The organism is Rhizobium sp. F40D2 (assembly GCF_051810745.2).
GTDB lineage: Bacteria > Pseudomonadota > Alphaproteobacteria > Rhizobiales > Rhizobiaceae > Rhizobium.
In genome coordinates, this window is sequence record NZ_CM131436.1 from 1,482,859 (window position 1) to 1,505,057 (window position 22,199).

Annotated in this window: 18 protein-coding genes; 12 read left to right on the plus strand and 6 right to left on the minus strand. The window is 59.0% G+C overall.

From position 1 onward, the window contains the following. Positions 1 to 38: 38 nt before the first annotated feature. Both ACS4RS_RS07270 and arcC read left to right on the plus strand, forming a co-directional pair. Positions 39 to 1,043: an ornithine carbamoyltransferase gene (locus ACS4RS_RS07270; protein WP_439011516.1), complete on the plus strand. Its 1,005-nt coding sequence runs from the start codon at positions 39 to 41 to the stop codon at positions 1,041 to 1,043. Between the two features lies 1 nt (position 1,044). After that, positions 1,045 to 1,980: a carbamate kinase gene (gene arcC, locus ACS4RS_RS07275; protein ID WP_439011515.1), complete on the plus strand. Its 936-nt coding sequence runs from the start codon at positions 1,045 to 1,047 to the stop codon at positions 1,978 to 1,980. Between the two features lie 120 nt (positions 1,981 to 2,100). Here arcC and ACS4RS_RS07280 read toward each other — a convergent pair whose 3' ends face one another. After that, on the minus strand, positions 2,101 to 3,456 hold the full coding sequence (locus ACS4RS_RS07280; RefSeq protein WP_439011514.1) for an amino acid permease: 1,356 nt from the start codon (positions 3,454 to 3,456) through the stop codon (positions 2,101 to 2,103). A gap of 309 nt (positions 3,457 to 3,765) precedes the next feature. Between ACS4RS_RS07280 and ACS4RS_RS07285 the strand changes: the two genes are divergently transcribed. The 8 genes from ACS4RS_RS07285 to ACS4RS_RS07320 all read left to right on the plus strand — a co-directional run bounded on the left by ACS4RS_RS07285 (position 3,766) and on the right by ACS4RS_RS07320 (position 14,119). Further along, positions 3,766 to 4,125, plus strand: a complete 360-nt coding sequence (locus ACS4RS_RS07285) for a hypothetical protein (RefSeq protein ID WP_439011513.1) — start codon at positions 3,766 to 3,768, stop codon at positions 4,123 to 4,125. Positions 4,126 to 4,314: 189 nt separating this feature from the next. After that, complete coding sequence (locus ACS4RS_RS07290) at positions 4,315 to 5,241, plus strand: cation diffusion facilitator family transporter (RefSeq protein ID WP_439011877.1); 927 nt, start codon at positions 4,315 to 4,317, stop codon at positions 5,239 to 5,241. 154 nt (positions 5,242 to 5,395) lie between these two features. Further along, positions 5,396 to 7,657, plus strand: a complete 2,262-nt coding sequence (locus ACS4RS_RS07295) for an Orn/Lys/Arg family decarboxylase (protein ID WP_439011512.1) — start codon at positions 5,396 to 5,398, stop codon at positions 7,655 to 7,657. After that, entirely contained in the window at positions 7,654 to 10,041 is a 2,388-nt protein-coding gene (gene speC, locus ACS4RS_RS07300) for an ornithine decarboxylase (protein WP_439011511.1), read from the plus strand. Before ACS4RS_RS07295 ends, speC begins: the two co-directional genes overlap by 4 nt. After that, entirely contained in the window at positions 10,038 to 11,396 is a 1,359-nt protein-coding gene (gene potE / locus ACS4RS_RS07305) for a putrescine-ornithine antiporter (RefSeq protein ID WP_449313933.1), read from the plus strand. The genes speC and potE overlap by 4 nt, the downstream gene beginning before the upstream one ends. Positions 11,397 to 11,412: 16 nt before the next feature. Then, positions 11,413 to 12,339 carry a transporter substrate-binding domain-containing protein gene (locus ACS4RS_RS07310; RefSeq protein WP_439011509.1) on the plus strand — a complete coding sequence of 309 codons (927 nt, stop codon included), beginning with the start codon at positions 11,413 to 11,415 and terminating at the stop codon, positions 12,337 to 12,339. Between the two features lie 23 nt (positions 12,340 to 12,362). Then, a complete protein-coding gene (cax, locus tag ACS4RS_RS07315; RefSeq protein WP_439011508.1) occupies positions 12,363 to 13,457 on the plus strand; it encodes a calcium/proton exchanger in 1,095 nt (364 codons plus the stop codon). A 326-nt stretch (positions 13,458 to 13,783) separates the two neighbouring features. Then, the gene (locus ACS4RS_RS07320; RefSeq protein WP_439011876.1) at positions 13,784 to 14,119 is read left to right on the plus strand and encodes an ion channel; all 336 of its coding nucleotides are present in this window, start codon (positions 13,784 to 13,786) and stop codon (positions 14,117 to 14,119) included. A gap of 654 nt (positions 14,120 to 14,773) precedes the next feature. Here ACS4RS_RS07320 and ACS4RS_RS07325 read toward each other — a convergent pair. From ACS4RS_RS07325 to ACS4RS_RS07345, 5 genes are all read right to left on the minus strand, one after another. After that, positions 14,774 to 15,883, minus strand: coding sequence for an AI-2E family transporter (locus tag ACS4RS_RS07325; RefSeq protein ID WP_439011875.1), 1,110 nt, complete (start codon positions 15,881 to 15,883; stop codon positions 14,774 to 14,776). A 31-nt stretch (positions 15,884 to 15,914) separates the two neighbouring features. Next, on the minus strand, positions 15,915 to 16,757 hold the full coding sequence (gene ppk2, locus ACS4RS_RS07330; protein WP_439011507.1) for a polyphosphate kinase 2: 843 nt from the start codon (positions 16,755 to 16,757) through the stop codon (positions 15,915 to 15,917). A gap of 17 nt (positions 16,758 to 16,774) precedes the next feature. Beyond that, entirely contained in the window at positions 16,775 to 18,475 is a 1,701-nt protein-coding gene (locus ACS4RS_RS07335; protein WP_439011506.1) for a SulP family inorganic anion transporter, read from the minus strand. Between the two features lie 123 nt (positions 18,476 to 18,598). Then, positions 18,599 to 19,756, minus strand: a complete 1,158-nt coding sequence (locus ACS4RS_RS07340; RefSeq protein ID WP_439011505.1) for an efflux RND transporter periplasmic adaptor subunit — start codon at positions 19,754 to 19,756, stop codon at positions 18,599 to 18,601. Then, positions 19,756 to 20,097, minus strand: a complete 342-nt coding sequence (locus ACS4RS_RS07345) for a DUF3302 domain-containing protein (protein WP_439011874.1) — start codon at positions 20,095 to 20,097, stop codon at positions 19,756 to 19,758. The genes ACS4RS_RS07340 and ACS4RS_RS07345 overlap by 1 nt, the downstream gene beginning before the upstream one ends. Before the next feature lie 323 nt (positions 20,098 to 20,420). Between ACS4RS_RS07345 and ACS4RS_RS07350 the strand changes: the two genes are divergently transcribed. Together ACS4RS_RS07350 and ACS4RS_RS07355 are read left to right on the plus strand one after the other, a co-directional pair. Continuing rightward, a complete protein-coding gene (locus ACS4RS_RS07350; RefSeq protein WP_439011504.1) occupies positions 20,421 to 20,735 on the plus strand; it encodes a hypothetical protein in 315 nt (104 codons plus the stop codon). A gap of 42 nt (positions 20,736 to 20,777) precedes the next feature. Beyond that, complete coding sequence (locus ACS4RS_RS07355; protein WP_449313934.1) at positions 20,778 to 22,175, plus strand: DUF3300 domain-containing protein; 1,398 nt, start codon at positions 20,778 to 20,780, stop codon at positions 22,173 to 22,175. Positions 22,176 to 22,199: the final 24 nt, after the last annotated feature.

The window sequence follows — 22,199 nt, forward strand, 5'->3', positions numbered from 1 at the left end:
CGTTTCACACCAACGAACCAGACCGACGGAGCAAGACCATGAGCTTCAATCTGCGTAATCGCTCACTTCTGACCGTGCAGGACTATACCCCGCGGGAATTCCGTTACCTTCTCGATCTCGCCCGCGATCTGAAGAGGGCCAAATATGCCCGCACAGAGCAGGAGCACCTGAAAGGCAAGGAGATTTGCCTGATTTTCGAGAAGACCTCGACACGAACGAGGTGCGCCTTTGAAGTCGCATGCTCGGACCAGGGCGCAAACGTGACCTATCTCGATCCGTCGGGCTCGCAGATCGGGCACAAGGAATCCTTCAAGGATACGGCGCGGGTCCTCGGCCGCATGTACGATGCGATCGAATATCGTGGCGCTGCGCAGCATGGCGTGGAGACACTGGCGCGTTATGCCGGGGTGCCGGTCTACAATGGCCTGACGGACGAATATCACCCGACTCAGATGTTGGCCGACGTCATGACCATGCGCGAGAACAGCGACAAGCCGATCGCCGATATCAAATATGCCTATGTCGGCGACACGCGCTCGAATATGGGACATTCGCTGCTGATCGTCGGCTGCCTGCTCGGCATGGATGTGCGCATCTGCGGCCCGAGATCGCTGTGGCCCTCCGAAGAATATATGAGGATCGCAAAGGATCTGCAGCAGAACTCCGGTGCACGCCTGCTGGTCACCGACGATCCCAAGGAGGCGGTCAAGGGTGTCGATTTCATCCACACCGACGTCTGGGTCTCGATGGGCGAACCGAAGGATGTCTGGCGCGAGCGCATCAAGCTGCTCACCCCCTATCAGGTCAATCAAAGCCTGATGAAGGCCACCGGCAATCCGCAGGCGAAGTTCATGCATTGCCTGCCGGCATTCCATGACACCGAAACGACGCTCGGCAAACAGATCGCCGAAGATTACGGCATGGAGAACGGTCTCGAAGTGACCAACGACGTTTTCGAGTCCGAGGCCAATGTCGCCTTCGAACAGGCGGAGAACCGCCTGCATACGATCAAGGCCCTGCTTGTCGCGACCCTGGGAGATTGACATGCGTGTGGTCATTGCGCTTGGCGGCAATGCGCTTCTCCGGCGCGGGGAAGCCATGACGGCCGATACCCAGAGACGGAATGCGCGCATCGCGGCGCAGGCGATCGCGCCCTTGGCAGCCGAACATGAGGTCGTCGTCACCCACGGCAACGGCCCGCAGGTCGGGCTCCTTGCGCTGCAGGGTGCGGCCTACAAACCCGAAGAAGCCTATCCGCTCGACGTTCTCGGCGCCGAGACCGAGGGCATGATCGGCTACATGCTGGAACAGGAGCTCGGCAATCTCCTCCCGTTCGAGCAGCCTCTGGCGACGCTGCTGACCATGGTCGAAGTCGATGCCGCCGATCCGGGCTTTCAGAATCCCACCAAATTCGTCGGCCCTGTCTATGAGCAGGCCGACGCCGAGCGGATCCGCACGGAAAAAGGCTGGGTCTTCAAGCAGGATGGCGAAAAGTGGCGGCGTGTTGTCGCCTCGCCGGCGCCTAAGCGCATCTTCGAAATCCGTCCAGTCCGATGGCTGCTGGAACAGCGCACGATCGTCATCTGCGCCGGCGGCGGCGGCATTCCAACGATGTACGAAAAAGGCAGCGAACGAAAGCTGATCGGTGTCGAAGCAGTGATTGATAAGGACCTGTGCTCGGAGCTTCTGGCACGCGAGCTTTCCGCCGATTTCTTGATCATGGCGACCGATGCTCAGGCCGTTTGCACCGATTGGGGTAAACCATCCGAGCGAGCGATCCATCGCGCCCGCCCCGACGATTTAAAGCAGTTCTCCTTCCCGGCTGGATCGATGGGTCCCAAGGTCGAAGCCGCCTGCCATTTTGCCCGTGCGACAGGCGGGACGGCCGCAATCGGGTCGCTTGCCGATATCGCCGGAATGGTACGCGGCGAGCGCGGGACGATCATCAATAGTGGCTACGATGCGCTGAGCTGGCATTAAAGCGCTTCGCATCAAATTTGGTTGATGCGATGCGCTTTAACTCTCTTGTTTTTGTCCGTGTCATCATCTCTGAAACCGCTGCACATCTCCGGGCGACGTGCGTTTGTCGATCATGAGAACTCATTGCGAGAGCGCTGGGTGCGATGCTGCACTCGGAGCCGTCTCCTTTTCTATCGCGCGAGCGGCGTTTCGCCTTTGCCAGACATAGACGGGGATGCCGAGCATCAACAGGATCAGGCCATAAAGCACCGGCTCGGCGCCGGAGCCATAGAGAGTGAAGATCGCGAAGAGAAAAGCGATGAGTTCGATCGCGCTTACTTTTGGCATTTGCCCCTCCTTTGCGCCTGCAACTAGCGTCCTGGCGAGCGAACAGAAGGCGTATGGAACGACGGCAGTCATCGTGCTCAGCCCGACCATTAACCGATAGACGGCGGCGAAGCCTTCGGATCCGATCGCTTGAACCAGCACCAGAAGTGTTGCAAACGTGGCTGAGAGGACCATGCCCCATGCCGGTACACCGCGCTGCGAAAGCCGCGCGAAAAGCGGCGGAAACAGCCCGTCGCGGGCAGCCGCCATCGGAACCTGGCCCATCAGCAAGGTCCAGCCGTTGAGCGCTCCGATCGAGGAGAGCAGAACCGCGATCGAGATCGCAAGTTCGCCGGCGCGCCCCCACATGATCCCCGCGGCCTGGGAGAAAGGCGCGACTGAATGAATGAGCTGTTCACGGGGGACGAGGCCCATCACGACGATGGTGCCGAACACGTAAAGAGTAGCAGCGATCGAAATTCCGATGACCGTCGATCGGGGAATAGTGCGCTCGGCGTTCTCGACATCACCGGCGGGAACAGTTGCCGATTCCAGCCCGAGATAGGCAAACATCGTCAGTGGCGCCAGCGTCGCGACCGATTGCAGCAGCGGTTGGCCGCTCGGATTGAATTCGGAGAAATGCGACGGGTCGATGTAGAGAAGCCCGATAATGGCGACGGCGCCGAAGGGAAGCAGTTTGGCATAGGTGGTTACCTGAGCGAAGACGCCCGCCGCATGCACGCCGCGAAGGTTGACGAGCACGATCGCCCAGATCACGCCAAGCGTCAGTACGGTCGCGGCGAAGCGGTTGCCGAGGGCGGGGAAGAGGTCGACCATCACGCCGGCAAAGGCAATGGCGATGACGGGCAGCGATGTCCAGATGGAAATCCAGTAACCCCAGGCGATCAGGAAGCCGGCGAAATCACCGTAAGCGAGCCTGGTGTAGGCGTAGGGGCCGCCGACAGCGGGAACGAGGCGCGCCAGGCGTGCGAAGGTCAGGCCTAGGCAGATCGCGCCGCCGCCCATGACGATCCAGACGATGATCGCCAGATTACCGTAGGGTGCGACCGCGGCCGGCGAAAGATAAAAGCCCGAGCCCACCATGTTTCCCACCACGATGGCGGTGCAGGCGGCAAGCCCCAGACTCTTGCCATTTGGCGACGTTGTCATGGTGCCCTCCCCGAAGACGCTCTTTCCAATGCCGATATCGCATCGGATATCTGTTGCCGGACGCAATATTCCTCTCAAAGAGTAGGCGCCGCAATCCGGTTCAATGCGTAGTGGACGGCCGTCTCATGGCGCCCCCGGAACCATTGCAGAATGGCAACGTGGCCTTGCATTTGGAGCTGAGAACATCAGCAAATCCGGCAACGATGGGCAGTCTACTTGTATGAACATCGTTGATCGTACTCAATGCTTGCCACCGGTGCATGAGCTATCTTCACAATTAACATCATGTGGTTCTCGGGAGTTTGAGCGATGAAGATGGCCATGATTATTGGACTTGCCGTGTTGACTGCCGTCGCCGGAACTGCGCCGGTCGAGGCCCAGCAGAGTAGACGCGAATATCGCAGAATGAACTGGAGTGAGAGCCTGCCTGAGGCGGTGCGAACCTATCACGACAGACGGTTCACGATCGTTAGCTACAGGATGGCTGATTTTTCCGAGACCGGCTCACACCCGACACAAGGAAGCGAAGAGCACGTCAAAGCTATCCGGAATGCAATTCGCGCGAACAAATGGCTTACGGCGCAGCTGAAGACCAAGAAGCTTACCGCGAACGACATCGAATGGGTGTCGCGAGCACGCAACGGAAATATGACCTTCTATACAAAATGACCGCTATCTGAGCCCGACAGATTTCAGGCTGAGGCAGGCCACGAGGCCGCCTCCTCTGACAGGATAGCCGCCCGGCTGCCGTGGGCGACTGCGACCGGCAAGAGGTTAAACGCAGACCCACCTGTTCACATCTCGTCTTCACGATCACCATAAAACAATTGCAGCGAAGGGTGTCGAGGTGGGGCAATGATGTTAGGCGAGCAGGGATTTCTTAGGATCTCGATCGCGGCAACGGTGGTGGTCGCTACGCTCGGCGTGGTTTTCGGTATTCTTTCCGGATCGTTCTCCATCGCTTTCGACGGGGTTTATTCACTGGCCGATGCGGCGATGACCGGGCTTGCCCTCTGGGTTTCCAACCTGATCATACAATCGACGCAGAGCGATGCGCGGTCGGGCAGAATCCGAAACCGCTTTACCATGGGCTTCTGGCATCTGGAGCCGATCGTGCTCATGCTCAATGGCTGCCTCCTGATGACGGTCGCCGTCTACGCGCTGATCAGCGCGCTCATCAGCATCCTGAACGGCGGTCATGAATTGCAATTCGGCATGGCCATCGCTTATTCCGCAGCGACCCTGCTTGTCTGTGCCGTCATGGCTTTCCTCGGTATCAGGCTGAACGCCCGCATCAAATCCGATTTCATCTCGCTCGACGTCAAGGCCTGGATCATGTCGGGCGGCATCGCGCTTGCCCTGCTCATTGCATTTCTTATCGGCATGGCCGTGCAGGCAACGCCGGTCGCTTGGGTTGCCCGATATATGGATCCAGCGGTTCTGGCATTTGTCTGCCTGGTCATGATCCCGCTTCCGATCAGCACCGTCTGGAAAGCGTTGACCGAGATCCTGCTGATCGCCCCCGTCGATCTCCAAGAGCATGTCGACCACGTCGCTTCGCAAACGGTTCGTCGCCTCGGCTTCCTCTCTCATCGCGCCTATGTCGCCCGGGTCGGCCGAGCAATGCAGATCGAACTCTACTTCATCGTGCCGGAAGGACTTCCGGCAAAGACCGTGGAGGAATGGGACGCGCTCCGCGACGAGATAGGAGCCGCGATCGGAGACGAGAGCGCCAATCGTTGGCTGACGATCGCCTTCACCGCCGATGCGGAATGGGCGGAATAAGCCGGCCTCAGCATTTCCGTTATATCGAAATGATTGCCGCACGTTGATTGCAATCAACGACGGTACACGACCCGTCCTGTACGATCCCTCCTGTTGAGATGCCCGTCGCTGCCGAGCGGCAGCGGCCTGTGACCCTCGGTTTCTGGAGGAACGCATGGAATTCCAGATGGCATTTCCGATAGCCGTCATCGACGAGGACTTTGATTGCAAGAGCGCCGCCGGACGCGGCATGCGCGATCTGGCGGCGGCGATCGAAAAGGAAGGCTTCCGGATTGTCTCGGGCGTGTCCTACGAGGATGCGCGGCGCCTCGTGCATATCTTCAACACCGAATCCTGCTGGCTGGTGTCCGTCGACGGCACCGAGGACAAGACCACGCGTTGGCAGGTGTTGGAAGAGGTGCTGGCAGCAAAGCGGCAGAGGAACGATCGCCTGCCGATCTTCCTCTTCGGCGACAGTACGACAGCGGAAGATATTCCGGCTGCGGTGCTGCGCCACGCCAACGCCTTCTTCCGTCTGTTCGAGGATACGGCGGATTTCATGGCGCGAGCCATAGCACAGGCGGCACGCAACTATCTCGACCGGCTGCCGCCGCCGATGTTCAAGGCGCTGATGGATTATACTCTTAAAGGTGCCTATTCCTGGCACACACCTGGACACGGGGGCGGTGTCGCTTTTCGCAAGAGCCCGGTCGGCCAACTCTTTTACACCTTCTTTGGCGAAAACACACTTCGTTCCGATATCTCCGTATCCGTTGGAAGCGTCGGCTCACTTCTGGATCACGTCGGACCGATTGCCGAGGGCGAGCGTAATGCTGCGCGCATCTTCGGCACCGACGAGACCCTGTTTGTCGTCGGTGGTACGTCGACAGCCAATAAAATCGTGTGGCATGGCATGGTGGGACGCGGCGATCTGGTGCTATGCGATCGTAACTGCCACAAGTCCATCCTGCACTCACTGATCATGACGGGCGCGACGCCCATCTATCTGACGCCCTCGCGCAACGGGCTTGGCATCATCGGGCCGATCTCGAAGGACCAGTTCACGCCGGAGTCGATCGCCCGCAAGATTGCCGCAAGCACCTTTGCCGGTCAGACCAGCGGCAAGGTTCGGCTGATGGTGATTACCAACTCGACCTATGATGGGCTCTGCTACAATGTCGATGCCATCAAGGAGACATTGGGCGACGCCGTCGAGGTGCTGCACTTCGACGAGGCTTGGTATGCCTATGCCAACTTCCACGAGTTCTACGATGGTTTTCACGGCATTTCGTCGACGAAGCCGGCGCGATCAAAGGTCGCCTTCACCTTTGCCACGCAATCCACCCACAAGCTTCTGGCCGCTCTCTCGCAGGCATCGATGATCCATATCCAGCACGCTGAGAACAAGCGCGTCGACATCACGCGCTTCAACGAAGCCTTCATGATGCACACCTCGACCTCGCCGCAATATGGCATCATTGCTTCCTGCGATGTCGCGGCTGCGATGATGGAGCAGCCGGCGGGGCGTGCGCTTGTGCAGGAGACGATCGACGAAGCGATCAGCTTTCGTCGGGCAATGACTGCGGTCAGAAAGCAGACGGAAGCAAGCTGGTGGTTCGATGTCTGGGAGCCGACGGTTGCCCATGGGAAGCCGAGCGATACCCATGCCGACTGGGTCTTGAAGCCGGGGGATGCGTGGCACGGTTTTGCGGACCTTGCAGAAAACCATGTGATGGTCGACCCGATTAAAGTCACCATCCTTTCGCCGGGCTTGTCGGCAAACGGCACTATGCAAGAGCACGGTATTCCCGCCGCCGTTATCACGAAATTCCTCTCCTCCCGCCGCATCGAGATCGAGAAGACCGGTCTCTATTCCTTCCTCATTCTCTTCTCGATGGGGATTACGCGCGGCAAATGGAGCACCCTTGTCACCGAACTTATCAATTTCAAGGATCTTTACGATGTCAACGCGCCGTTGACTCGTGTCTTGCCGGCACTCGCCGCAGCCCATCCGGAGGCCTATGCGGGCATGGGGTTGAAAGATCTCTGCGAGCAGATCCATGCAATCTATCGCAAGGACGACGTGCCGAAGGCGCAGCGCGAGATGTACACGGTCCTGCCTGATATGGCACTGCGGCCTGCCGATGCCTACGACCAACTGGTCAAGGGGAAGATCGAAAGCGTCGAGATCGATGATCTCATGGACCGCGTCCTCGCCGTCATGATTGTTCCCTATCCGCCGGGAATCCCGCTGATCATGCCCGGCGAGCGGATTACCGCATCGACGAAGTCCATTCAGGACTATCTGCTTTATGCCAGGGATTTCGACCGCAAGTTCCCCGGTTTCGAGACCGATATCCACGGTCTTCGCTTCGCTTCTGGCGACGGTGGACGCCGCTACCTTGTCGATTGCATTGCAGAAAGGGCGCAAGAATGATCCCGCGCGATGTGAAGTCTCCGACGGTCGCCATACCGTTTCACAAAATGCTGAAGATCGTGGCCGTCATCGATCGCAATAATCCGCAAGCTGCGGAGCTGCTGGCGCATATTACCGCCGAGGGTTTCGAAGTGGAACTGCGCGACGGCTACTTTGCCGACGTGTCGGAGGATGCAGACGTCGGCGCCTATATCGGCTCGGTCGAAGGTGGGCTGTTGCCGGCCGCGCGAAGCTTTCTTCGCTCCGTCAGGAATATCGGCTTTCGCACGCCGATCTGGGCAATGGCTGATACGCTGACCATTGCTGATATGGATGTCGTCGAGATGGCCGGCGAGGTTGATGGTTTCATCTATCTCGGCCAGCAGACGCCGGCCTTTTATGCCAAGCAGATCATTTCCACTGCGGTCAATTACGGCAAATCGCTGCTGCCGCCGTTTTTTGGCGGCATGATGGCCTATGACGGCGAGGCCAATATCGCCTTCGATTGCCCGGGACATCAAGGCGGCCAGTTCTATCGAAAGTCGCCGGCCGGGCAGCTGTTCTTCAAATATTTCGGCGAGAGCATTTTCCGCAACGATCTTTGCAATGCCGACGTCGATCTCGGCGATCTCCTGATTCATGAGGGCCCCGCCGCGGAAGCCCAGAAGCAGGCGGCGCGCATCTTCGGCGCGGACCGCACCTACTTCATCCTGAACGGAACCAGCACCTCCAACAAGGTCGTCGCCAATGCGGTGCTGCGCACCGGCGATCTCGTGCTCTTCGACCGCAACAATCACAAGTCGCTCCACCAAGGCGCTCTCGTGCAGGCCGGCGCCATCCCGATCTATCTGCCGACGGCCCGCAATTCATTCGGCATGATCGGCGCGGTCGACTGGGAAGCCTGGGACGAGAAATGGCTCAGGCAAAAGATCGAAGAGAATCCCCTCGTCACCGACAAAAGCCGCGCGAATGCGGAGAGACCTTTCCGCCTTGCCTGCATCCAGCTCGCGACCTACGACGGCACGATCTACAACGTGCAACAGGTGATGGGGAAGATCGGCCATCTCTGCGACTACGTGCTCTGGGACGAGGCCTGGATCGGCTACAACGCCTTCCATCCCCTCTTCGAAGGGCACAGCCCGATGCGCCTGAAAGACCTGCGGGCGGACATGCCCGGATTGTTCTCCACTCAATCCGTGCACAAGCAGGGGGCGGGATTCTCACAAGCCTCGCAAATCCACAAGCGGGACGAACATATCAGTGGCCAGCGGCGCTTCGTCGAGCACAAACGCTTCAACGAATCGTTGCTGATGCATGTTTCGACCTCTCCGTTCTATCCGCTCTTCGCCTCTCTGGATGTCAACGCCAAGATTCATGAAGGCAAAGCCGGCGAGATGCTCTGGGACCACTGCATCGAGCTGGGGATTGAGGTGCGCAAAAAGCTGCGCGGCTTCGTTCAGCATTACGAGTCCAAGGCCGCGAGTCCCGAAGAGCAGTGGTTCTTCGATCCCTTCGTCCCGGACAAGGTCACCATTTCAGGCTCGAAACACACCAACGATGTCGAAGGAATGCGATGGGAGGATGTGCCCACGGATGTGCTCAAGCGCGAGCAGCAATGTTGGCGGTTCGACACGCAGGCAAAGTGGCACGGTTATGCCGGATATGGGCCGGGCTATGCGATGGTTGATCCCAACAAGCTTACGCTGCTGACGCCCGGCATCGATCGAAAGACGGGCGAGTATCGAGAATTCGGCATTCCGGCGACGGTTGTCGCCAACTATCTGCGAGAGCAGCGGGTGGTGCCGGAAAAATGCGACCTGAACAGTCTTCTCTTCCTTCTGACGCCGGCCGAGGACGAGAGCAAGCTGAACACGCTTATCGCCAAGTTGGTCAAGTTCAAGAACCTGTGGGATCGCGATGCGCCGCTGCAGGAGGTGCTGCCGACCGTCTTTGCGGCAAATCGCGAGCGCTATGCCGGCTATACAGTTCGCCAGGTCTGCGGCGAAATGCACGCGTTCTATCGCGACGCCGGCGTCAAGGACCTGCAACGCCTCTGCTTCCGCTCGGAGAGCTTCCCCGAACCGGCAATTGCTCCGAAGCAGGCCTATGAGGCGCTGGTCGCCAACAACGTCGACTATGTGCCGCTGACCGAGGCTGCAAATCGCATTTCTGCAACACTGGCGTTGATCTATCCGCCAGGTATCGGCGTGATCGTGCCGGGCGAACGCTGGGACGACAGGGCGCGGCCAATGCGAGACTATTTCATGGCTTTCGAGGAGTCCTTCAACCGCTTCCCAGGCTTCAATTACGAAGTCCAGGGCGTGTTCCAGGAACGGATCGATGGACGGATCAAGTTCTACACCTACGTCGTGCGCGAGCAGGGGAGCGAGAGGATCTCATCATGACCGAGAACACAATGCATCTTGCGACCGAGACCGCCGGCAAGAAGAAGATGAGCTTGGTGCAACTCACCTTCATCGTCGCCGTCAACATGATGGGATCCGGCATCATCATGCTGCCTGCCAACATGGCGCAGGTCGGCGCGATTTCATTGCTTTCCTGGATCGTGACCGCTATCGGCTCGATGGCTATCGCCTACGGATTCGCCCAAGCCGGGATCTTCAATCAGCGGACGGGCGGCATGTCGGCTTATGCGGAGGACGCCTACGGGAAGGACGGCTATTTCCTGGTATTCTTCCTGTATTTTCTGTCACTTGCCATCGGCAATGTCGCGATCGGCATCTCTGCGGTGGGTTACCTCGCGGGCTTTTTTCCGGTATTGACCTCGGCGCCGATCATTACCTGTCTGGCGTTGATCGTTCTCCTCTGGCTAACGACAGCGGCAAATTTCGGAGGACCGCGCATCACCGGGCGCATCGGCTCGATCACGGTCTGGGGCGTCATCATTCCGGTGGGGCTGCTTTCGATCATCGGATGGCTCTGGTTCAGTTCGAGCACCTTCGCCGAAGCCTGGAACCCTAAGGGACTGACGCTCGGTCAAGGAATGGGATCGAGCATTTCGCTGACGCTCTGGGCTTTCCTCGGCATGGAATCGGCAGCGCAGAATTCTGATGCCGTCGAAAACCCGAAGCGCGACGTGCCACTTGCCTGCATGTTCGGTACGCTGGGTGCCGCCGTCATCTATATCCTGTCGACGACAGTCATTCAGGGCATCGTTCCGAACCTAGAACTTGCAGCCTCGACCGGCCCGTTCGCGCTGGCCTATGCCAAGATGTTCAACCCGATGATCGGTTCGATCATCATGGCGCTTGCCGTCCTTGCCTGTCTTGGTTCGCTCTTGGGCTGGCAATTCACGATCGCGCAGACGGCGCGCAGCGCCGCCGAGGAGAGAATGTTCCCCGCCATATTCTCCCACGTCAACGAGATGGGCGCGCCGGTGAAGGGGATGATCATTCTCGGCATCGTGCAGACATGCCTCGCCCTGATGACCATTTCTCCGACGCTCAGCGAGCAGTTCTCCGCTCTGGTCAACCTCGCGGTCGTGACCAACGTGCTGCCCTATATCATCGCGCTCTCGGCACTGTTCGTCATCATGAAGGCGGCGCGTGTACCGCCTGCGAAATACCGGCTGAATGCCGTCATCTGCATGATCGGCATGCTTTACAGCGTCTTCGCAATCTATGCTTCCGGCAAGGATGCGGTGTTGGGGGGAATGCTGGTGACCGGGATCAGCTTTATCATCTACGGCCTGATCGCACCGCGCTTCGCCGTCGGCGTGAACCGTGTGCCGGCCGAGTAGCGGGGGAGGAGAAATCATGCCTATCAGCAAAGGTCGATGGATCGCAGCGGGCGCCACCATCTTCATCGCGGCATTCTCGTCGGCAGGTTTGGCATCAGCTGACGCACAGACGCTGGACCGTGTCCGCGCCAGCAGTTCGTTGAAAATGGGCTACGAGCCGGATGCGCGGCCGTTTTCGTTCAAAACGGACAATGGAGCGCCCGATGGTTATGCGGTCGCGCTTTGCAACAAGATAGCGGACATCGTGAAAGCCGAACTGAACCTGTCGCGGCTCGACGTGGAGTGGGTACCTCTGAGCGCCGACGCGCGGGCGAATGCTGTTCCGGATGGAGTCGTGGATCTCCTCTGTGGAGCGGATCCGGTCACACTCAGCCGCAGGCAAAAGGTCTCGTTCTCCATTCCGATCTTTCCGAGCGGCACAGGGGCCGTGGTCAGCGCCAGCGCGCCGTTGGCTTTGCGGGAGGTGCTGGAGTATGGCGAACCGACGAACCGGCCTGTGTGGCGAGGCTCGCCCGCGCGCACGATACTCGAGCACAAGACATTCTCGTCTGTAACGGGCACGACAAGCGAGCGTTGGCTGTCGGACAGGATCAAGACCTTTCAGCTCGACGCGACGGCGGCATCCGTCGACAACTTCCAGCAGGGGATCGAGCGCGTCCTGGACAGCCAATCGGCGGTCCTTTTTGGAGACATGCCGCTTCTGATGGACGCTGCGGCGCGCAGCGATAATTCGGGCAATCTGATTGTTATAAAACGACATTTCACCTATGAGCCGCTCGGTCTTGAACTGGCGCGAACGGACGAGGATTTCCGGCTAACGGTCGATCGAGCCTTGAGCCAAGCCTATGCGGCGAAGGAATTCCGCACATTGTTTACAACATGGTTCGGTCCACCGGATGAGGCGACGGTCAGCTTCTTCCAGCAGACGGCATTGCCGGAATAACACCACTCAACGGGAGCGAACAGTTGAGCCTCCTTTTGAAAGAAATTCGTGACAGCCCCATGTTGTGGTTGCTGGTCGCCGTACCGGTGGTGTTCGTTGCTGCGGCGGTGATGCCCGAAGCCCACACGGCGCTCTTTGTCCTCTCCGTGCTTGCAATCGTGCCGTTGGCCGGATTGCTCAGTCACGCAACCGAATCCGTCGCCGCCAAGACCGGCGACGCCGCAGGCGGGCTGCTCAATGCTACGCTGGGAAATCTCACCGAGCTCGTCATTGCGTTGGCAGCCCTGCGCGCCGGCGAGTATACGTTGGTGAAATCCTCGATCGCCGGCGCAATCGTCACCAACACGCTGTTCATGCTAGGCGCTTCTTTTCTCCTGGGCGGACTTAAACACCACCTCCAGGAGTTCAACCGAGCCAGTGCGCGTCTTCAAGCAGGCCTGCTGTTTCTCGCTACCGTTGGGCTTCTGATGCCCTCTGCAGTGGCTGAAATAGGCTCTACGTCGGCGTCGGCCGTGACCCAAAAGCTCAGTCTCGGCCTGTCGGTACTTCTCATTGTCGGGTACGGGCTGGGGCTGTTGTTCAGCCTCAGGACACACCGCGAGATCTTCGCAGCAGCGGAGCACACCGAGAGCGAGGAGATGCCGTGGCCGATCGGCCTCGCTCTTGCCACGCTTGCCGGCGTCACCGTCCTCGTGGCGTTGGTGAGCGAGATCTTCGTCGAATCGGTGCAAAAGGCAGCAGAAGCTTTCGGAATGACACCAGCCTTCGTCGGTTTCATCGTCGTCGCACTGGTTGGCGGGGCCGCCGAAATGGCCTCGGCGTTCTCGGGCGCTCGTAAAAACCGGCTCGATCTCAGCGTCGGCATCGCGCTTGGAAGCGCTTCGCAGATTGCATTGTTCGTTGCGCCGGTGCTGGTCTTGGTGAGTTACGTGATCGGCCCGTCGCCGATGGACTTGCAGTTCTTGCCGGGGGTCGTGGTGATGGTCCTCCTTGCGACCATCACGGCGATGTTCGTGACGAACAGCGGACGGTCGGCATGGTTTGTCGGCGTGTTGGTACTGATGGTCTATTCGATCTTTGCCATAACGCTGTATGTCTTGCCACCGCCAATGCAGTGATGCCGGCTGCGGTGGAAGGATGCCCGAGCCCACACCTAGTCGAACAAGGGCTCCACAATCCTCGACAGCGCAGCGCGTCATTATATCACGCGCAAAGGGCCCCGTGGACAGTGTGATTTTAGGGCAGGCCAGCCAAAGATCTCAATCCTGTTCTACGTTGATCGTTGGAGCATGACGTCATTCGAAAACCGCGGATGTTTTTCGGCGTCAGGCTTTAGCTCTCTGAAGGAAGAAGCCTGCTGTTTCTTTAGTTCTGCTGCCCACTGAACCGCAGAAAGGTGGAAATCGTGCCAGTAGAGAAAGGCGACGAGCCGGGCGGCAGGCAAATGAGACGTCTGTTCTTCATAGCGCTCGCCCGGCAGCTTCGCATCATTTGGCCAATTCTGTCCGGCATCGTGTCGGTAATGGTCCTTTCCGGTCTGGCAATATGGCGCATCGAGGATTGGAGGATCGACGAGGCCCTCTACTTCACTTTTGTGACCGGACTGACCATCGGATATGGCGATCTAACGCCCAAACATGTGTCGGCTCGGATGTTTGCCCTGGTGATTGGTTTTGCCGGAATCGTGCTGACCGGCGTCGTTGCGGCTGTCACCGTAAAAGCCTTGACCGCGACCGATCAAGGCAGCCGGAACGGAGGAGACGGACCAGATGAGCCCTGATTTCAGCACGGCGGCGGCCTGCTAAAGCGAGTCGCGATCTTTCAGATTCGCTCCTTCCGCTTTAACTTTTTGTTTTTACGCATGTCGTTGCCGCAAAACCGCTGCACACTTTTGCGCGACATGCTTTATCGACCGGCTGAGCGAATATGGGGACTATTTTCGTGGTCGCATCTTGCTGTCCACAGCACATCCCTTCGACGGCCGATGCCTCAATACCAACATGGCCTGGCCGAACCTTCCATCTTTAAGTTGGATCGATCTACAAGGGAACGATCTGGCGTTCACGCAGTTCGGGACCTTGCGGACGTGAGTGCGGAGCTAATCGATGGGCAGGGAATGTGGACGGAGGAAATTGATGTTGAGGCTCCCCGAGTTCCGTCGTGCTTTGGCCAACCAGACCAATGAGGTGCTCGGCGAGATATTTGAGGCTTATGATCTTGCCGCGAATGCTCTGGACCGCTTCTGAAGGCAGCATCCGAGACAACAGACGCTGATCAACGAGTACGAACAAATCTGCCGCGAAATAGAGCAAGAGGTCGTGGTCTATTGCACCAAGGACTGAACACCGAAAACACCCGAGAGCGTGCATCGACAGGCGGAGTAATTTCATCGAATCCATCGCACGACGTCAGAATCTGTTTATGGTGCCTGATGTCAAGCAGTGGTCGATCCGCGGGGTGCATCTGACGGCCAGGCCCAGGCTCTCAGAAGTTCATAGAAGACACTCAGGACGATCGGTCCCAAAAACAGCCCCAGCAGCCCGTATGATAGGGTGCCTCCTATCACACCGATCAGTATGACCGGCATTGGCGTCGAGAGGCCCCTCGACATCAGGAGCGGCTTCAAAATGTTGTCGACGAGCATGATGGGGACCGCAATGCAGGTAAAGACAAAGGCGGTGACGGGAGACCAGGAGAACCAGGCCCAGATGATGGCAGGCACCAGTACCAGGCCAGGTCCGAGTTGCATCACGCAGAAAATGAAGACCAGAAAGGTCAGTGCGCCGCGCGCTGGCATGCCGAAGACGGCGAAACACAAACCGCAAAGCAAGGTCTGCAGAAAGGCAACGCCGATGACACCGCGCGACACGTTTCGCACCGTTGCTCCGGCCAACCGGGCAAAGCCGACACCTCTGTCCCCGCCGACCCGGCTCGCCAGCGCCTGAATTGCTGTCGCCAGGCGTTGCGCCCGTGTCAGAAGCAGGCCGGAAAGCATGATCGATACGACAAAGCTCAACACGCCGCCGCCAATGGAGGCGAGCTTTGCGACAACGACACCCATGACCTCACGAATGGGCGCTTGAAACTTGACGATGGTAGAAGCCAGGTCACCGGCAATCTGGTTCCATATGTCATGAATCCGCTCGCCGACGACTGGCCATTCCCGCACCGCTGCTGGGACCGAGGGGAGCGTGACGTTGCCTGTCCACAACTTGCCGATTAACGCCTGCGCGGCATCGGCAAAATTGACGGCAACGAGGGCCAGCGGTGCGATGATCAGGACAAGACAGCCGACGACGATGACCGTGGCCGCAATCCTCGGTCTATCTCCGATGAGCCGCGTGAGCGCCTCGAACATCGGGAACAGTGCGACCGCAAGAATGGCCGACCAGATGACGATGAGCGCAAAGGGAGCGATGAGGATCATGGTCCAGTAGGCAAAAAGCCCGATGATGCCCAATCGAACCAGGTCGCTGACTTTCGCCTCTATCGAAACCTCTCCGGCCTCGCTTCTTTGCGTCGTCGTCTCGGCTGACCTGTCCATCGTCGCGACCGCCGGTTCCATGTCCTTTTGTTTATGGTGTGACGTCGGGAACGACATGTCGGATGCTGTGATCGTCCATGAAGTCGGCCGGCCGCTTCTGGCGTTTTTTGAGATCCGGCGCATTAAACTTGACGCGCTCATAGGGGATGGATTGCAGGATATGCGAGATGCAGTTGATCCGAGCACGCTTCTTGTCATCCGACGGCACAATCCACCACGGTGCGTGATTTGTATCGGTCATCCGCAGCATGGCGTCATAAGCGCGCGTATAATCCCACCAGCGCTGATAGGATTCGACATCCATGGGACTCAGCTTCCACTGCCGCACCGGGTCATCGATCCGGCGCTTGAAGCGGCGTTCCTGTTCTTCCTCGCTGACCGTCAGAAAGTATTTCAGCAGAACGATGCCGCTTTCGACGATGGCAGCCTCGAAGCGCGGCGCCAATTCGAGAAAGCGTTGCGCTTTCTTTTCGCTGCAGAAACCCATGACGCGATCGACGCCGGCACGGTTATACCAGCTGCGGTCGAATATCACGATCTCGCCGGCTGCCGGAAGATGAGCAATATAGCGCTGCATATAGATCTGCGATTTCTCGCGATCCGTAGGCGCTGGCAATGCGACGACGCGAAAGATCCGCGGACTGACCCTTTCCGATATCCGCTTGATCATGCCGCCCTTGCCGGCGGCGTCGCGTCCTTCGAAGATGATGACGATCCTCGCACCGGATTTCTTCACCCAGGCCTGCAGATGCGCAAGCTCCACCTGCAAGCGGCCGATTTCCTTTTCATAATCCCACGACTTCTTTTTCTTTTTGTCCTTGCCGCCATTGTCTGTGCTGACATCGATCTCGCTCGGTTCGTAATTCTCGTCCATAGCTTTGCCTCCTGTGCTTAAGGTGCGGTGGCTGCCGAAGCAGCTGTCCCGGTCTGATCGAAATCGCCGATCAGCGTTCGCAGGGCTTCTTCCCTGCCGTTGAAAAGATTGTCGGCTCCTATCGTCTTGATGACCCCGGCGCGCTCGAGGATGCCACGGCTCTCTTCACTGAGGTCGGCCATTGCGAAGACGATATTCCGCTTTGCCAGGATCTCGGCTACCGCTTCGAGCGCGGCCGCGCCGGTGCTGTCGATATGCGTGACGGCACTGGCATCGAGCACAAGGCATCTGGTTTCGGCAGGAAGTCCCTTCGCTACCGAGGTCAGCCGCATGCGCACATAATCGGCGTTGTAAAACAGAATGCTGCCTTGGATGGCGAAGACGGCAGCACCCTCGACGGGGCGCGCCTCCGGAAAGCGGACAAGATCGAAAAAGCCGTGCCGCCCTTCGATGCGGCCGAGGAGACCATCGCGGGGAAACATCGTCTGGCGCAAGAGATAGACGAGGGTTGCCGCAACCGCGACGATGACGCCGTTGAGAACACCGAAGCTGATTGCGCCCCACATGGCGATCAGCGCAAAAATGAATTCCATACGGCTGATGCGCCAGATCTTTTTCAATTCGTGAATATCGATGAGGCTGATCGCCGCCGTTGCGAGGATTGCGGCGAGCGCAGGAATGGGAAGTATCCGCAGCGCACTGTGGAGGAAAACAAGTGCGGCAATCAGCGTTGCGGCCGATACCAGTCCCGCGACCTGGGAGACGCCGCCCGTCGACAGGTTTATCGCGGTTCGGGAATCCGAGACGCTGACCGGAAACGAGCCAAACAGAGCGGGCGCGATATTGGCGGCGCCAAGTCCGATCAATTCCTGATTGGCGTCAACCTCCTCGCCGGTTCGTGACCCGAAGCTTCTTGCCGCAACGATGCCGGCGCCGAAACTGACCAGAAAGATCGCGGCCGAACCGAGCACGATCTTATCGAGGGGCATCTGATGCAATGCAGGCAGGGACAGGCTCGGCAGTCCGCTGGGGATATCGCCGACGACCGCAATGCCCCGGCCTTGGAAATCAAAGATCGCCGAAAGAACAACCGAGAGGACAACCACCAGAACGGGACCCGGAACTCTGAACTGGAAGGCCCGCACGATCCATAACAAGGCGAACATCACGAGGCCGAGGACGAGCGATGGCCAGTGGATCAGACTGCTCTTTGCGAGCATTTCGACAAGCGGCGGGATCAGCCCATCCGATTGGATCTTCACCCCGGTGAAGCGGCCTATTTGTCCGACGAGGATCGAGAGCGACACGCCGGCAAAGAACCCCACCAAGATGGGACGGGAGAGGAAGCTCGCGAGAACGCCGAGCTTGAGCAATTTCGCCGCGATGCAGAAGACGCCAACGCCAAGCGCAAGGGCCGAGGCGATGGCGACCCTGTCGACACCTGCCGTCGCCGGTTCGGCTGCGATGATGGCGCCCATAGCGGCTGCCAGCACGGTCATGGTCGCAGCGTCTGGCCCGACGACCAGAAGCCGGGACGGACCAAAAATCGCATAGGCGATCGGCGCGACGATGCTGGCATAGATGCCGGTCTCCGGCGGCAGGCCGGCGATGGCGGGATAGGCGATGGCGCTCGGCAAACCAACGGCTGCGATCGACAGACCAGCCGGAATGTCACTGCGGAGCCAGGCTCTGTTGAAGCCGGCGAGGCCCCGCAACATGGGAAGACTTCCTATCACCCCTGGCTCCTTATCCCTTGCCGTTGGCGCCCCGTGCCCGCTCGGCGCCCGCTCGATCTTTGTTTTCGCTGTGCAAACCGAGACAGGGTGTTTGCGGATATGTCTTTAGTGCTCGAGGAACACGAAGTTCATCCAGCTGCTCATCCGCAGCAGCACCTTCCGAAGGACCGCGACATGGTGCCAATGGTGGGTGTAGACCGCGACCTCGGCGACGACGCCGCCCGGCAGTTGATATTCGTCGGTACTTTCGAGCAACTCGATCCGAGCCAGCGTTTGTCCGGGCGATATGCGCTCAGGCGATTGCGGATCGATGAGCGCACCGCTCGGCTGCAGTTGCCCCTGGGCCATCACATCGATGACCTCTTGAACCCGCGCCTTGAATATCTTGCCGGGCACCGCTTTGAAGGAGACCTCCGCCTCGTCGCCGACACGGACGCGCTGCAGCGAATTCTGGATGAAGGCTGCGGCCAGCATGCGGTCCTGACTGTCGATGAAGACCATGACCGGCCGCAAGGGCAAGGGGTTGGCCATCATTCCAGGGCGCAGGAACACCTGCGTCACGTAGCCATCGGTCGGCGCCCGCACGACCGTCTGGTCTAGTTCGTACTCAGCATTGTGCAATTCCGCTTGCAGCCTTGCAACAGTCGGGTTGGTTCCGTTGATCTGGGACTCATAGGCAAGCTTTGCCTGCACCGCTTGCGCGCGGGCCGTGGCGACCGCAGCCTCCGACGTCAGGTAGATGCCGCGTCGGTTTTCGACCTCGAGCTCGGAATAGACGGCGCCCCTACCGCTCGACTTTGCATTCTCGTTCGTCTGCTGGAACTTTTCGAAGGCCTGTTGGGATCTGTCCCTTGAGGCCTCGGCGCCCGTGACCCCTGAATTGGCTGCATCCATCGCCGCTTTCAACTGCAGGACGGACTGCTCGGCTTCGGCGAGCGCCGCTTTCTTTTGATCGACGGTAAACTGGTAGGGCCGTGGATCTATGCGAAAGAGGATATCGCCCTTCTTCAACGGCGCATTTGCTGTCACCGGGACCTCGACGACTTGGCCTCCGACGACGGGAATAACCGGAGCCGAGGTGAAATAAATGCGACCGTCGCTCGAATAGGGATGGTTATAGCTCATCAGGAGCAGGAGGGTAGAAATAAGGAAGATACCTCCAAGGACCGCGGTCGCGAGCGTCCACTGGTTTACCGGGATCCTGAATATTTTGAAAATTGCCCAACAGATCGCGGCGTAGGTGAGTATGAGGAGCAGATCCATCAGGCGTTCTCCTTCTCCAGCGTCTTTGTTTCGAGCTCGGCGATTCTTGCATGGAGACGAGCAATTTCCGCATTCGCTTCAACTTCCGTCGATAATTTTCCATCCTGTCGGATGCCCCAGCCCCTGTCTTCGCGGTAAAGCGTTGCCCAAATGAACAGAAACGGCCAGATCACGTGGAGGGTGAAGAGGCTGACCCATCCGGCAACATGGATGGCGTCCTGATGGGGGTGATTTCGTGCCTTGGCCATCAGGTGGGGAATGTCGTGAATTGCGATGACGGCATAGAAAAGCGTGATCACGACGAAGACCAAGACGCCCAAGGCAAAATAGTCGAGAAACACGTATCCCCCTTCCGGCTTGGTCTGCCCGAGCCATTTTTGATCGCAAGCGAGGACCGGATAATAAGCCCGTTTCGGCGCAAAGACCCGTAGCATCGCGTAATCTCTATCGAGCCGCGCGCAGGCGATCCGCCTCGAGGGATTGCCTGAGCTGGAAGAGAAAAAACGCCGGATCGGCAGGTGCATCCCATTTCACGGCTTGTTTGTCGAATGCGCAAATCGATTGGAGCGCCGACCACCGTAGGATCGCGTATTTTACGTCTTGAGGCACTTCGCCTGATATATAGTTCTGTATCTGCTGGCGCAGTTCGGTGGCGGGGGCACAGATGGTGTCGGGAGAGCGTGGTTCGACATATTTGTCCGCCCTTGAAGCGGCAGAAGGTCATTTTCCCGATCAGGCAAGGCTGGTCCAGCGACTTTTCTACGTCAACGAGGCCTTTCACAGCATGTGCGAAGATCTTGCTGCGGCGGCTCAAGCACTGGCGCATGTCGAAGAGCTGTCTGACGCGGTGAGGGAGGCGCGGCGGCTCGAATATGCCGGCCTGGTCGAAGCGTTGCTGAAAGAGATGAGGGAAGCGATGGCACAATCGAAAGTTGTGATGCTCAGACGACCACCTGTCACCGGTCCTAAATCTCCGTAAACGCGTCCGTCCTTCAACCGATTCAAGGGAGGTCCTTGTCCGATGAATAGAGTTTCCCGCAAGCTGCTGATTGGCTTGTCGACCCTAGCGATCGTCGCATTGCAGCCGGTACTCCCTGTCAGAGCGCAGGCTCCTGCACCCTCTGCCACGGCCAACGAGGCGGACTCGGAACAGTCCGCCGCGACACTCCTTTCAGACGATGAACTTGAAGTCCTCGTGGCGCGGATCGCGCTCTATCCGGACGAACTGGTCGCGGCGATTTCAGCGGCATCGCTCTTCCCCCTGCAGATCATCGAAGCCCAGCGTTTTCTGGATACGAAAAAGAAGAACGACAACCTCAAGCCCAAGAGCGACTGGGACGGCAGCGTCGTCTCGTTGCTGAACTACCCCGATATCGTCAAGATGATGAGCGAGGATCTCGATTGGACCCAATCGCTTGCCGATGCGCTCACCAATCAGCAGAAGGATGTGCTGATTGCCATTCAGCAACTTCGCGACGAAGCCGTGGCAAAAAACATTATCAAGACGGATGACAAGGTGACGCTTGTCACCGAAAACGACAACATCATCATTCGGCCGACCGATCCCGAGAAGGTCTACATCCCGCAATATCCGCCGGAGATGCTTTACGAGCCCGGCTATGCTTCGGAACCGATCTCCTACTATCCGGAGCCATACGACAATTACTACTATCCCGGAGCCGCTTTCTTTGCCGGCGCGGTCACCGGGCTCGCCTGGGCGGCCGTCGTCAATTGGGACGACTGGGGGGTATGGGGCGGTCGCTGGGGCGGTGGTGACATCGACATCGACTGCAACAACTGCCTGAACGGTCGAAACTTCAATGGCAAGATGAAGTGGAACGATGTCGATTGGTCGAAGGTCGATCGCAGCAAAATGAGCATCGGCAAGGACCAGCTTGCCAAGCTGGACCGTTCGACGATCAAGTCCGGCCTGCAAGCCGACAACCGCAACCAGCTTCGGAACCAAGCCAAGGATTTCCAGGCAGGTGAGAGGCCGGGCAATCGTGGTACGGCGGCGCGCGCCGACGACATCCGAAAAGGCACGGTGCAAGGGCTGAAGTCCAAACCGCAGGGAAACAAGCCCACGGCCGCCAATCGTCAGAACGTAACCCGGCCCGAGGCCCGTCCTCAATCGGCCAATCGCACAGCCAAGCCCGCACAGAAATCGGTCAAAAAGCCCAACAAGCCGCAGATGGCCGCCAGGCCCGATAATCGCAACCGGCAGCCGAATGCGCTTGGCAATGTCCAATCCGGCCGCCGGGAGGCTGTCTCTTCAAAGCGGGGTGCGCAGAGCATGGGCGGCCAACCTCGCTCTGCACCGCGTGCGACGCCACAGCGCTCCCGTCCTCCGGTATCGCGTGGTGGTGGCGGCGGCCGTGGTGGTGGCGGCGGTGGCCGTGGCGGCGGCGGCCGGCGATAAATACCTTCCTTCCAAGATTGCCGG

What these genes read in the sequence shown, in the direction of transcription:
- ACS4RS_RS07270 (WP_439011516.1), top strand. Translation starts at nt 39, where the DNA reads ATGAGCTTCAATCTGCGTAATCGCTCACTTCTGACCGTGCAGGACTAT.
- arcC (WP_439011515.1), top strand. Translation starts at nt 1,045, where the DNA reads ATGCGTGTGGTCATTGCGCTTGGCGGCAATGCGCTTCTCCGGCGCGGG.
- ACS4RS_RS07280 (WP_439011514.1), bottom strand. Translation starts at nt 3,456, where the DNA reads ATGACAACGTCGCCAAATGGCAAGAGTCTGGGGCTTGCCGCCTGCACC.
- ACS4RS_RS07285 (WP_439011513.1), top strand. Translation starts at nt 3,766, where the DNA reads ATGAAGATGGCCATGATTATTGGACTTGCCGTGTTGACTGCCGTCGCC.
- ACS4RS_RS07290 (WP_439011877.1), top strand. Translation starts at nt 4,315, where the DNA reads ATGTTAGGCGAGCAGGGATTTCTTAGGATCTCGATCGCGGCAACGGTG.
- ACS4RS_RS07295 (WP_439011512.1), top strand. Translation starts at nt 5,396, where the DNA reads ATGGAATTCCAGATGGCATTTCCGATAGCCGTCATCGACGAGGACTTT.
- speC (WP_439011511.1), top strand. Translation starts at nt 7,654, where the DNA reads ATGATCCCGCGCGATGTGAAGTCTCCGACGGTCGCCATACCGTTTCAC.
- potE (WP_449313933.1), top strand. Translation starts at nt 10,038, where the DNA reads ATGACCGAGAACACAATGCATCTTGCGACCGAGACCGCCGGCAAGAAG.
- ACS4RS_RS07310 (WP_439011509.1), top strand. Translation starts at nt 11,413, where the DNA reads ATGCCTATCAGCAAAGGTCGATGGATCGCAGCGGGCGCCACCATCTTC.
- ACS4RS_RS07320 (WP_439011876.1), top strand. Translation starts at nt 13,784, where the DNA reads ATGAGACGTCTGTTCTTCATAGCGCTCGCCCGGCAGCTTCGCATCATT.
- ACS4RS_RS07325 (WP_439011875.1), bottom strand. Translation starts at nt 15,883, where the DNA reads ATGGACAGGTCAGCCGAGACGACGACGCAAAGAAGCGAGGCCGGAGAG.
- ppk2 (WP_439011507.1), bottom strand. Translation starts at nt 16,757, where the DNA reads ATGGACGAGAATTACGAACCGAGCGAGATCGATGTCAGCACAGACAAT.
- ACS4RS_RS07335 (WP_439011506.1), bottom strand. Translation starts at nt 18,475, where the DNA reads ATGTTGCGGGGCCTCGCCGGCTTCAACAGAGCCTGGCTCCGCAGTGAC.
- ACS4RS_RS07340 (WP_439011505.1), bottom strand. Translation starts at nt 19,756, where the DNA reads ATGGATCTGCTCCTCATACTCACCTACGCCGCGATCTGTTGGGCAATT.
- ACS4RS_RS07350 (WP_439011504.1), top strand. Translation starts at nt 20,421, where the DNA reads ATGGTGTCGGGAGAGCGTGGTTCGACATATTTGTCCGCCCTTGAAGCG.
- ACS4RS_RS07355 (WP_449313934.1), top strand. Translation starts at nt 20,778, where the DNA reads ATGAATAGAGTTTCCCGCAAGCTGCTGATTGGCTTGTCGACCCTAGCG.